Origin of the sequence: Vibrio sp. T9, from assembly GCF_003123985.1 — a bacterium.
Taxonomy (GTDB): Bacteria; Pseudomonadota; Gammaproteobacteria; order Enterobacterales; family Vibrionaceae; genus Vibrio; species Vibrio diabolicus.
The window spans coordinates 202,707-215,252 of the sequence record NZ_NIGY01000001.1; the positions used below are offsets into that span (position 1 = coordinate 202,707).

Here is a 12,546-nt window from a genome sequence, read left to right on the forward strand (position 1 = left end):
ATAGTTAGCTTGCAGCGAGAAAACAAGTAATTAGCGACCGCACGCGCCCGTAATCGAAACAATCTATCGTTTTTCCGACCGCCAATAATTTGTGCTTGTAAACTCATCATTTCGCTCAATAATAGTTCTATAACAAATTCAATAATTTAAAGCGGGAGGCGTGATGAGAATATTCTGGCAGTTACGTTGGTATTTCCAACAAAAGTGGAAGCATTATGTCGGATCGATTTTGCTTTTCGCTGTGATATCAACTCTACAACTTGTTCCTCCTAAAGCGGTCGGTATCATCGTTGATGGGGTCGTAGATAACACGTTAGATACAAATACGCTGATTCTGTGGCTCTTGGGACTCACTGCACTGATCTTTGCCATTTATGGATGCCGTATCTTATGGCGAATTTGGCTTTTCGGCGCAAGCTGGGAACTCGGAACCATTCTACGTAATCGTCTCTATAGGCACTTATCGACACAACCACCCCGATTTTTCGAACGTTATAAGACCGGTGATCTCATGGCGCGTGGTACTAATGATGTACGTAACATCGTAATGACAGCCGGCGAAGGGGTTTTAACGGCAGCCGATTCCTTGATCACGGGTATTGCAGTTTTAATCATCATGGTAACGCAAGTTAGCTGGAAGCTCACTGTTATGGCACTTCTTCCAATGCCGTTTCTTGCAATCATCATCTTTTTTATCGTCCGTATACTGCATCAACGTTTCCGCATTGCTCAGGAAGCCTTTTCTACCATGTCAGACATGACGCAAGAGTCACTTAACGGCGTGCGAATGTTGCGAGCTTTTGGGTTAGAGAATCAAGAACAACAGCGCTTTGAAGATGTAGTCGATGATACCGGTCAGAAAAATATCGCCGTCGCTAGAGTCGACGCGAGATTTGATCCAGCTATCCAACTCACCATCGGCCTCTCTTTCCTTCTCAGTGTCGCTGCTGGTGCTTACCTTGTCGATAAGGGAGAGATCACGCTTGGTGATCTAACAGCCTTTACGATGTATTTAGGGTTGATGATATGGCCTATGCTGGCCTTCGCTTTCTTATTTAATATTTTAGAGAGAGGCTCCGCAGCATGGAATCGCCTACAAGAGATCTTTGATGAAACACCAGAAATTGTCAGTGGTAATAAACCATTAGAAGATAAACCACTGCCATTAAAAATTGATATCGATGCTTTCCACTGGTCCAGTGATTTACCACCAGCTTTGGCCGAAATAAAAATCGAGCTCAAGCCCGGTAAAATGTTAGGAGTAGCTGGCCCTGTCGGAAGCGGAAAATCAACCCTGCTAACGCTGCTTTTGCGTCAGCACGACCTAACAAACGGTTCAATTACATTCGGGGATGTTGAGATTAAAGATGCCCTACTTCCTCAGTGGCGCAACCGCTTTGCCGTGGTTAATCAAAGCCCGTTTCTATTTTCAAAATCTATCTTTGACAATATTGCCTTAGGCAACCCTAACGCGGGAAAGGAAGAAGTCTACAGAGCAGCAAAGTTAGCCTGTATACATGACGATATTGAGAAGTTTCCTGAAGGCTACCAAACAGAAGTCGGTGAAAAAGGCATTACACTCTCCGGCGGGCAAAAACAACGTATTGCGATAGCACGCGCTATGCTGTTGAATGCCCAAGTGTTGGTTTTGGACGATGCACTTTCCGCTGTTGATGGACGGACCGAACATCAAATCCTTAAGAATTTGGAAACGCACTACCGTGATCAAGCCCTAATCGTTATTGCGCACCGCCTCACCGCATTGGAAGCAGCAGACGAGATCATTGTATTGAATCACGGCCACATTACTGAACGTGGGCAACATAGCGCTTTATTAGCGCATAAAGGCTGGTACGCCGAAATGTTCGAGTACCAAAAACTAGAACAGGCGATGGAGGAATAATGAATGAAGCAGACCAGTACGTTTAAACGGTTAATGTCTTACCCATTATCTCAACCAAAGCCAATGATTAAAGGACTCGCCTTGCTGTTTATTGCAGCGTTAGCCAGCGCCGGCGGCCCTTGGTTAATTCAATATTTCATTGATGAGCACATCGCTAAAGGTGACTATTCACAAAATATTCTGATTTCGCTAGCAGTAGGTTATATCGCTCTTCAGATCGTATCGGCAACATTCCAGTATTTTCAGTCATTGCAATTTAGCATTGTCGCGGCTAACACGATCAAAGCGATTCGTAAGCAAGTATTTTCTGGCGTGATTAAGCAGCCGTTATCTGCGTTTGATTACACTCCTGCTGGAAAATTGGTATCGCGAATCACCAACGATACGGAATCTCTACAGCAATTTTATGAGCTCTTGATCGCGACCGTGGTGAAAAACGTGGTCATGATTGTGGTGATGCTTGGCGTTATGTTTTTTATGAGCTGGAAACTCACACTTGTTGTGCTTGTATTGCTACCGATCGTCATCGGCTTTATGTACTTGTTTAAGCAGCTAAGTACAGAAAGCTACCGAAAGATGCGTGACCTATTGACTGATATAAATGCGAATCTGAGTGAATCCATTCAAGGTATGAGTGTCATTCAATTAATGCAACAAGAAGAGCGTTTTAATAAACAGTTCAACGAGCTAACCGCAGAGCATTTGGTGGCATCTAAACGAGTGATTCGGCTAAACGGCTATCTGCTAAGACCATTAATGGATTTGCTCGCAGGTCTTGCGTTGCTTTGCTTGGTTGCGATCTTTGGTTTTAATGGTATTGAGTTGATTGGTGTGGGGGTACTGTATGCATTTATCAGTTATCTTGCGCGAGTTACTGAACCACTAATTGAGATGACTCAGCAACTTGCTCTACTTCAGCAAGCGTTAGTATCAAGCGAACGTGTTTTTGAATTGATTGATGCGAAAGAACAAACTTACGGGGACGATCATCAGCCATTAAGGTCAGGTGCTATCGAACTTAAAGACCTCACATTTAGCTACGATGGTAAACAGGACGTCCTAAAAGACATTTCGTTGAGGGCCAACCACCAAAACTTTATTGCGCTTGTCGGGCATACAGGAAGCGGTAAAAGCACATTAGCGTCACTGTTAATGGGCTTTTATCCAACGCAATATGGTGAACTGCTCATAGATGGTCGTCCACTTAAAACATTAGGAAAAGACGTACTTCGCAAAGATGTGGCAATGGTTCAGCAAGATCCGCACATTCTCCCTGCTTCAGTCAGAGAAAACATCTCTCTTAGTCGAGCGGTTGACGATACTCAAATATGGGATGCGTTAGACAAGGTAGGTTTGGCAGAGCAAATTCACCGTTATCCTAATGGGCTAGACACGCAGTTAGGTCAAGGTGAAACCAATCTATCTGCTGGACAAAAACAGCTCTTAGCGTTAGCACGTGTGCTTGTGGTAAAACCTAAAATATTGATATTAGATGAAGCAACGGCCAATATTGACTCAGGAACAGAAGCTTTAATACAAAAGAGCTTGGCAGTACTCAGACAAGACATGACACTAGTCGTTATCGCTCATCGACTTTCAACTATTTTGGATGCGGACCAAATAATTGTTCTTCATCATGGGGAGTTAGTAGAGAAAGGCACACACAAAGCACTGTTGAAACAAAATGGTCGTTATGCCCAAATGTATCAGTTACAGCAAGCAAACCGACATTTACAGCAGATTGAAGAAGAAACCAAGCAACTCGAAGAAGCGGTGTGATTTTTATACCCATGCCTTCTTTTTATTTGGTAGGCATGGGCATAATCGGCCCAACTTCAAAAGTTAGCCTGATTAGCTTCCAATTTCTTCATAATGTGAACTAATTTTCTATTTCTTACCTATTATTGACATAACCCCTCGCTATATCACGCAAGGTCGTTGTAAAATCGTACGGTACTTCAGTCTGGTGCCCTTTGCACTAGACTGTTTTTCACTTTCTAATAATGCATATTAATCTCATGACACAAGTCCATGGACAAAGATAAGTTTACTAACATCTATCGCTTGCCTGGTTCGATTCAAATTCGTATCGGTAAATGGCAAAAAACGTTCCGCGGCACCTCTGATTTAGTTTTACATCAGGCGCTAATGGAGCGTAATAAGCAATTTAAGAAGCCAGACTTTTTACCTAAAGGCTGGTGCGTCACTCCTGTTGACGAAAAAGATATTACTGTCACGCACCACGGTAAATATATCCAAACCGTCATGCGCACAATGTTGGACAGAAAGGTCTCGTACAAGCGATTATTCCTATCTCGAATGAGTGCGGAAGAAGGTGAAAAAGTGCTCCACAATTACAAACTGGAGTGGGTAAGAAAACATAACCAGATCGCCAAAAAGTACAATCAAATTAAGAAGAAACAGTACATGAACTTTGCAAGAGAAGAAGAGGAAACCCTCTACCCTTCGATTCCAAAGGGTGAGTTTGACAAAACGTTATGGAACAAGCTCGTAGTATCATCGTTTGGTCCGCAGAAAAAGTACAAAAACCCACATTTTGTCCGCAAAGCCGATTTCTAAATAAACACCCCTACACTAGGGGTGTTTATTTATCCGTTAAATCACCAATCGTAAGTTAAACTGGCAATAATATTTTGTCGATCGCCATACCAACAAAAACCATCACATGTCGCTATGTACTCTTTATCAGTGATATTTTTGGCTGCGACTTGTAGCTTGTAATCTCCAATGCGATAGCTGACCGTCGCATCCATTAAAAAGTAACTTGGTACTTTTAGTCTCTCTTCATTATCTCCGTATGACTCACCTGTATAGCGCGCACCTAAGCCAACAGCAAAGCCATCAAGAGGTCCATCAAAGAAACGATAATGTGCCCAAGCTGATGATACGGTATTCGCCACTTGGGAAGGTGTTTTGCCAACCCATACCTTATTGATGTCTTCTTTTATCTCTGCATCAACGTACGCAATGTTCCCGATCAATGTTAAGGATGGTGTCACATTAGCTACAGCTTCAAACTCAACGCCGTTATTTTCTATTTTTCCTATTTGCGTTAATTCACTCAAGTAGATACGAGCCAAGTTTTCTTTTGTTGCCCGATACGTTGCAATATTGAAATAGCCATCGAATGAATCCGGTTGGTATTTCATACCGATTTCAAATTGATCACCGCTTTCAGGCTTCGCTGGCTTACCATTGCTGTCTTCTTGAATAATTGGATCAAAGTACTGAGAGTAACTAAAGTATGGCGTGAAGCCAGAATCAGAAATATAAGCCGTTCCCACGCTAAACGTCCACTCTCCATTATCGACTTTCGTGCGAGCACCCGTGGTAACATTATGTACTTCATTACTTGTATTGTCGTAACGTGCGCCCAATAACATCGCCCATTTATCGTTGATCAGCATATGATCTTGAAAGTAGACGCCGAGCTGCTGATTATCGATTTTCGTTCTTTGCTTATCGGTTTCGCTCAATGGTTGTAGCGTATTCGGATCGAGTAACATTATGTTATCCGAATAAGTAGGATTAAATACATTAAACCTAGGATCGGGCAAAGCTCCCATTGGTGTGTTTAAGAGCGCATTACCATCAGCAACGATAGGATCATTCGCAAAGTCCTTACCATCGATACTGATCATTTGAAAATCTAAACCCAACATCAAGTTATGCTCAACGCTTCCCCAATTTACTTGGTGCATCAAACGATTATCAATATTAAAAGCATCGGATGATCCATCTTCTGTTGAAGCGCCCCGAAGTATGGTCTTGCGTTCATTTGATGGATCTAAAATCGGCCCCAACCCAGGTACATCAGCCGAGTAAACGTACGAATACATTTGTCTCAACTTAACATCCATTTCACTGTAACGAGCAGCTTGAACAAACGAAGTGGTATCATTAAACGCATGAGAAAACTCATAGCCTAAAGACACCTGCTCACGCTCAAACGTCTCCCAGTTGGGATTGCCTATCGCTAAACTATCACTGATCTTTCCATTTTTGTTTGGCGTTAACGTTCCTTCAACTGGCAAAAATTGCAGATAAGGATCTGAGTCGTCTTTTTGATAGCTCGTTAGAAAGGTAATTTCAGACGTCTCAGTAAATTTGTACGTCATTGATGGAGAGAGAAGAATGCGCTCCGCTTCTACCCCACTAATTCTCGTCCCATTTTTTCTCGCTAACCCTTGAAAGCGGAAAGCTAACTGCTCACTCACCTCAGAGTTTACGTCAAGAGAAAGTTGTTTACGGTCTTCAGAACCGTACTCCAAAGATACAAGCCCTGAGCCCCCATCAAATTGAGGTCGCTTACTGACGACATTGATGACCCCACCTGGAGGGTTTTGCCCATAAAGAACAGAAGCGGCACCACGTAAAACTTCAACCCTTTCCAAAGCAAACGGATCTATTTGCCAACTATAAAAACCAGAAGAATATAAACGGGTACCATCTTGATACAGCCCGCTGTTCGCCTGTTTAAAACCACGAATAATAAACCAATCTTGCTTGTTATCTTCGCCAAAATAATTAGTTTGAATACTTGGTGTGTACTGTAGCGCGTCAGAAATGCTAATAGAGGCACGATCATCCATTTGTTCTCGCGTAACAACAGATACCGCTCTTGGGGTTTCATTGATGGCAATATCAGTTTTCGTCGCTGCCCGACTCTTCACTCCAAGATAACTAAAATCAGGGCCAACTGCACTGTCTTGCTGCTGTCCAATCACAACTATATTTTCATTTTCCTGAGCTAAGACATTTGGCGTTGATAACGCTAATACAACCGCCATTGACGTTGGTGTCAGCATAAACTGCCGAGTCATATTATTCTCCTTTTTTGTCGGCAGCCAAACTAACCCTTCATGACTTCAGCGATCGCTGAAAGAAAAGCGAGTTACAGCATCGCCAATTGTTTCCATAAAAGACAAACCAGAGGTTTTGCATAAAGCACTCGCATAGGTTACGAATGCCACTGCGAGTGCTTGTTTGTTGTATAAGTACTTTCTTCGTTGAGGCTTAGCTGGTATCTATAAACGGCGTAATCCCCACATCAGATACAAACCGCCAATGAGAGATGCCATCAGCCCTGTTGGTATTTCTTGTGGGTAAAGAACTTGTCGTCCCAACCAATCGGCCAACAACATCACGCCGGAACCCAATATCGCGGCGCATAACATGTGTTGTGACGCTTTGTTAAAGCCAAATAAGCGAGCTAAATGCGGAGCCAGTAACCCAACAAAGCTAATAGGACCAACAACCAATGTCGCACTGACCGTGAGACAAGCAACTAAAAGCAGCAGTATCGAGCGTGAACGATCAACGCGAATCCCAAGTGCTTTAGAGGAAGCGGCGCCAACAGGAAGAATATCTAGCCATCTTACGCAGAGAAAACTCAACCCTATAAAAACAAGTGCAGATAAAGACAATGGGAGTAACGTTTCAACCGAAACATAGTAGGTAGACCCAGACAACCAAGCCAATGCTTGATAACTTCTTGGGTCACCAGTGGCTAGAATAAAGCTCTGTATTGCATTCATCAGTGCGGTAATAGCAATACCAGTCAACAAAATGCGCTCCGGCTGAAAACCTGATTTACGGTTTAGCAGCACAATGACCAATACCGTCGCTAATGCACCTACAAGCCCGCCTAAAGAAAGAGTGAAAATTGACGAACCTAACCCAGTAAACATCGCGATGATCAATCCCATCGCTGTCCCTGAACTGATGCCGATCACTTCTGGACTGGCCATTGGGTTTCCACTTAGGCGTTGAATCATGGTGCCAGCAATCGCTAACATTGCTCCCGCAATTGCTGCTGCAAATAATCTAGGTGCGCGCCATTCCAAAAAAATCCAATTTTGGCTAGCAAACAAGTTTGTCCACCCTTCATTTTGCACAGCAACCGTGGCAAAAAGAACAACGGAAATTAATGTGCCGATCAACGCCAATGAGATCGCTTTAGGGTTTAGCTTGTAAACATGTTGACGATGTCGAGTTAACACCGTTTGAGTATGACCCTGCGTCTTTTGTGATAAGCGAGGTAGCAGCCATAACAGTAGCGGAGCGCCCAGTGCAGCGGTTGCTGCTCCCGTTGGTATAAAACTCGCCATTAGCCCTGGCAGTTGCTGAATAACCAAATCGGTTAAAGTCAATAACATGGCACCAATCAGCATCGATACCCAAAGCTTATGCTGGATTTTATTGATACCTATCAATCGAGTAATCGCTGGCGCTGCTAATCCGATGAAACCGATGATTCCTACTGCAGAAACGACCCAAGAAGTGATTAACACCGCAAGCCCAAGACAGACAAAGCGCAGTTTGGCTAGCGAGACACCTAAACTCTTGGCACCTTGCTCGGAGAGTTCTAACAGACTTAACGGCTTTGCAAACACAAATGCGATAACCGTAGCAAGTGCGATTCGAGGTGCAAGATACGAGAAATCACCCCATCCGCTCTGAACAAGCGAGCCCGCTCCCCATATCATTAATCCATTCAGCTTTTCGGTATTCATCATCAGAATAACCGTACTTAATGATGCAAAGTACAGGTTTATCACTAACCCAGAAACGACGACGACCGTTGGAGATAACGCTCGTCGCCATGACAACAGCATCACCAACCCCATCGATGTCACACCGCCGATGAGAGCAACCAAATTAGGTGCTATATCCAACATCCAAGGGGCAAATAGCGTAGCTAACATCAAAGCAAAACTTGAACCGCTCGCCACACCTAATGTTGTTGGCGAAGCAAGAGGATTGCGCAGAACTTGCTGCATCAATACCCCAGCAACCGCTAATCCAGCACCAGATATAATCGTGGTGAAGACTCGAGGCCACCAGCTAAAGTGAAGTAAGACGGAATCGATAGATTGAAAGTTAGGTTTCCATAAACTGCTAAGAGCCAGTGAGAATGAACTTGCTTGATACAATTGGAAAGCACCAATAGAAAAGGTAAATGCCGAAAGTAACACCACAAGGCTTAAAGGCATGGCTTTCATTGTTCTAACTCCTCGACCTTACTCGCCGTAACTAACTCCGCGAACCGAAGCGCTGAAGGCATAGAACCAAAACTCCAAACAGGCGCGACTTGCATGACCTTCTCACCAGACTGTTGAACAACGTATTGCCAAAACGGATCTTGAGAGAGCTGCTTTTCGCCACCGTGAGGCAATGGCTCAACGATAACAATTTGGGCTCTTATACCTGCTAACTTATCGATGCCGACTAAGCTGAAGCCCCAGCTATTTGTCTCTTCGTTCCACGCATTACTCAGCCCAATCTTTTCGATAGCCTGAGAGTAAAGACTATTCTGACCAAAAACACGAACGTGCTTCGTATCCATAAACTGAATCATTAAAAGCGGCGGCTGGTCTTTGTTTAGGCGCTGTTTTAATAAAGAGAAACGTTCTTCATATTTTTGTATAAGTGCCTCAGCTTCCGCTTCTCTTCCTAGCTCTTCACCAAACCTCCGAGTGAAACGAGTAAGTACCGACCAATCTGTAATCCCGCTTTCATATAAGTCAATGGTGGTAACGGGGGCAATATCGACTAAGCGATGCTTCATTGAGGAGAAGTACGGGGCAATAAAAATACGGTCAGGTCTGAGCTCGTAAATACGCTCTATATTGGGTTGAGTTCTTAACCCTACATCCTTAGTTTGAGGAGGTAACGGTGGCGATTTTACCCAAGCATCGTAATCTTGCCCTTGAGCGACGCCTACGGGCACGACCCCTAACGCCAACATCGTTTCAGTTTGTGTCCAATCAACCGACATCACCCGAGGTGACGCCTCAGCTACTGCTTGAAAGGAACTGACCAAAAGCGCACTAAGTGAGAGAGAGAAAGAGAAATGCTTAAGTCGAGTGTTTGTACTGCTCATTATTCAACCTCTAGCTTGGCATCGCCACCGGATAACCCGCAGGGTGGTCAGAGATCTTCATCTCTATCCCGTATATGTCCCTTAGCTTAGGTTCAGTAAACACCTGTTCAACATTGCCTTGTGCAATCAAATCACCTTGATGTAATGCAACGATATGATCGCAAAAGCGCGCCGCTAAGTTGATGTCGTGCAATACGATAATAACGCCCAAACCCAACTCTTTACTGAGTTTAGAGATGAGCTTCAACATATCGACTTGATGGCTAATATCTAACGCAGACAAAGGCTCATCAAGAAGCAAATACTCAGTTTTTTGCGCTAATAGCATGGCTAGCCACACTCGTTGGCGCTCCCCTCCAGATAGCGTATCAACTAAGCGATCTGCGTATTTTAGTGTTCCTGTCATCGCCATTGATTCTTCAACAATGTCATGATCTTTCTTGCTCAAACGACCAAGTAAACCATGCCATGGGTAACGACCAAAACCGACTAAATCTCGACCTAAAATACTGTCGGTCACCGGAAGATGCTGAGGCAAGTAGGCAATGTGTTGGGCGAATTTTTTCGCTGAGAGATCGTTAATGCTCGTTCCATGCAGAACCACGTCACCAGCGGTGTATGGCTGTTGCTGTGCCAGCAACTTTAACAATGTGGATTTTCCTGAACCATTGTGCCCAACAAGAGCGTATGTTTTCCCAGGTTCAAATGTCACATCAAACGCTTTTAGCAATGACTTGCCTTCAATCTCAAACTGGAGTGCTTTAGCTTCCAACATCCCTACTTCACCTAATAGCCATTCACAAATGAAAGCTAATCAATCGCTTTCATTCGTTCATCACGTTTGCCGTTCTTATTCAACAGAACGATTAATAAGGGAGGTTTTATATAACAACAAAGATACAAATGCAAACCGTTGTCATTATCATTACATCAACAAAATCATTGAGAGAATTACTAAGCGTTAATGATTATTTGTTGCGGATGACTTCATTAGTGGATTGTCGGCAGGTCAACGAGAGCAGCGGTCTACCACTGCCCTCGCATAAATTTGAATGAATACTGCGGCGCATGAAGAAATGAGAAATGCCGCAGTGAATAAATTAATGACGAGCGTCAGCGCCAAACTCTACTTCTTTATAGATATCGGCCAGCGACTTTTTACCTTGTTTGTCTTTGGCTGAACGCTTTTTCTTCGTTTGATAATGGTATTCTTGCTCCTGAAGTGCTTGTTCGTGCTCTTTTGCTGACTCAACAAACTCAGGATTTGCAAGTGCTTGTTGGCGTAAGCGGTTTACTCTTTCAAGGGTTTCCCACAACATACTTCACCTCCAAACTTATTACTGTATATAAAAACAGTATTGTTTAAATATTCCTCCTCGTCAACATTTCAACTTCGTTACTGCTCTTCACATTAACCCCAAGCCTGTATAGTGCTCCGGATATTTGTGGATGATTTGCTTTATATAACCTTGATGCTCTCGCAGAGCATTAACACATTCTCGAGATAACCATCCCTGATATACCCATTTTTCAAGTTCTAACAATGCGTATGGGATGGACCACGCTTGTCTGTACGGATGGTGCGTCGTCATAAAATCAAAGGCATTCGCGACAGCCGTAATTTGCGCGGCTATTGGTATATCGCCACTGGTTAAACCATACGGATAACCAGTACCATTTAAGTTTTCGTATTGATAAGTAACCATCTGCAAAAACAAAGTCACACTCGGGTGAACCGGATTTCCGATACGAGCCACTATGTCATCGGCCGAGTCGATGCAACGCTCAATATGTTGAATCAATATCGCCTCTTGTTCTTGAGTATAATTTGTTCGGCGACTAGCAATTTCAACTGGCAGCTGAATATCACTGAGCGCATGGAATTGAGCAAAAATACCAATATCTTCGACCATTTCATCATTCAGGTGATAACGATCCGCTAACTGCGTTGCGATGACTTGGCTGTAGTACTTCATTCGTTTGGTATGCGCGTAAAACTCAGGGGAGTAGCCTGGCATCATACATTGCATTCGGTTCGCCAACGTTTCTATCGCGCTAACGACGTGGTCTTCTGATTCAACCGCAAATTGAATCATTTCGAAATAAGGTTTAAGACTATTCAACGCTTCTAAGCTAAATGCATTGGGCTGAGTGGAATTTAAGAACACAAAGCCAGTAAATGCTTTATTGTCGTAACAAGGAATCGCAACCGACGACTGGTATCCGTGTTTGAGTAAGGTTTGAACCCGAGGACAGTGATTAATATCGTGAAGATCTTCGACGATGCGAGGAATCGCGTTTTTGGAGGCAATATTGAGGTGGTGGAGTTTACGGAATGCTGACTCATGGTGGGCTAAACACCAAGTGTCGAACTCACTTTCTGCAAATGATTTGAGCACATCTTGGTCTGGGTGATATTTAGCAAATGACACCCTATCAATACACGGCAAGTGCGCCTGCATCCTGCCCTTTAGCGTTTGCAGTTGCTCATTAAGCGGTTTTGCAAACGGGTAAAAACTCCGGTGCGCCATACTTCACCTCCACACCCAAGCAGAGAAACAAGAGAAGCTCATTGTGTTGTAAATTCAATGGTATTTTGAGCGGTTTTCTCCACTTAAATTATCGATATACCACAACTTAAGTGTACGAAATAAAAGCACATTTCTACCAATTTTTTCACCGAATATCTTACGGTAATTTGATCCAGATTAAAAAAGCCAACGAGCGAAACTCGTTG

The 12,546-nt window shown here is 43.6% G+C and carries 9 protein-coding genes; 3 read left to right on the plus strand and 6 right to left on the minus strand.

All coding sequences use genetic code 11. The features are described from left to right. Nucleotides 1-163 precede the first annotated feature (163 nt). The 3 genes from CBX98_RS00915 to CBX98_RS00925 all read left to right on the plus strand — a co-directional run bounded on the left by CBX98_RS00915 (nt 164) and on the right by CBX98_RS00925 (nt 4,483). Nucleotides 164-1,903, plus strand: coding sequence for an ABC transporter transmembrane domain-containing protein (locus tag CBX98_RS00915; RefSeq protein ID WP_109168373.1), 1,740 nt, complete (start codon nt 164-166; stop codon nt 1,901-1,903). A 3-nt stretch (nt 1,904-1,906) separates the two neighbouring features. Beyond that, complete coding sequence (locus CBX98_RS00920; protein WP_109168374.1) at nt 1,907-3,682, plus strand: ABC transporter transmembrane domain-containing protein; 1,776 nt, start codon at nt 1,907-1,909, stop codon at nt 3,680-3,682. A 252-nt stretch (nt 3,683-3,934) separates the two neighbouring features. Further along, nucleotides 3,935-4,483 carry a hypothetical protein gene (locus CBX98_RS00925; RefSeq protein ID WP_054867095.1) on the plus strand — a complete coding sequence of 183 codons (549 nt, stop codon included), beginning with the start codon at nt 3,935-3,937 and terminating at the stop codon, nt 4,481-4,483. A 41-nt stretch (nt 4,484-4,524) separates the two neighbouring features. On the opposite strand, the gene CBX98_RS00930 is transcribed toward CBX98_RS00925, so the two are convergent. The 6 genes from CBX98_RS00930 to CBX98_RS00955 all read right to left on the minus strand — a co-directional run bounded on the left by CBX98_RS00930 (nt 4,525) and on the right by CBX98_RS00955 (nt 12,340). After that, nucleotides 4,525-6,747, minus strand: a complete 2,223-nt coding sequence (locus tag CBX98_RS00930) for a TonB-dependent siderophore receptor (RefSeq protein ID WP_109168375.1) — start codon at nt 6,745-6,747, stop codon at nt 4,525-4,527. A gap of 204 nt (nt 6,748-6,951) precedes the next feature. After that, nucleotides 6,952-8,928 carry a Fe(3+)-hydroxamate ABC transporter permease FhuB gene (fhuB, locus tag CBX98_RS00935; RefSeq protein ID WP_109168376.1) on the minus strand — a complete coding sequence of 659 codons (1,977 nt, stop codon included), beginning with the start codon at nt 8,926-8,928 and terminating at the stop codon, nt 6,952-6,954. After that, a complete protein-coding gene (locus CBX98_RS00940; protein WP_109168377.1) occupies nt 8,925-9,809 on the minus strand; it encodes an ABC transporter substrate-binding protein in 885 nt (294 codons plus the stop codon). Before CBX98_RS00940 ends, fhuB begins: the two co-directional genes overlap by 4 nt. A gap of 10 nt (nt 9,810-9,819) precedes the next feature. Next, nucleotides 9,820-10,584, minus strand: coding sequence for an ABC transporter ATP-binding protein (locus CBX98_RS00945; RefSeq protein ID WP_005394180.1), 765 nt, complete (start codon nt 10,582-10,584; stop codon nt 9,820-9,822). A 325-nt stretch (nt 10,585-10,909) separates the two neighbouring features. Then, nucleotides 10,910-11,128, minus strand: coding sequence for a hypothetical protein (locus tag CBX98_RS00950; RefSeq protein ID WP_005377723.1), 219 nt, complete (start codon nt 11,126-11,128; stop codon nt 10,910-10,912). 87 nt (nt 11,129-11,215) lie between these two features. Beyond that, complete coding sequence (locus CBX98_RS00955; protein ID WP_104971656.1) at nt 11,216-12,340, minus strand: HD domain-containing phosphohydrolase; 1,125 nt, start codon at nt 12,338-12,340, stop codon at nt 11,216-11,218. Nucleotides 12,341-12,546: the final 206 nt, after the last annotated feature.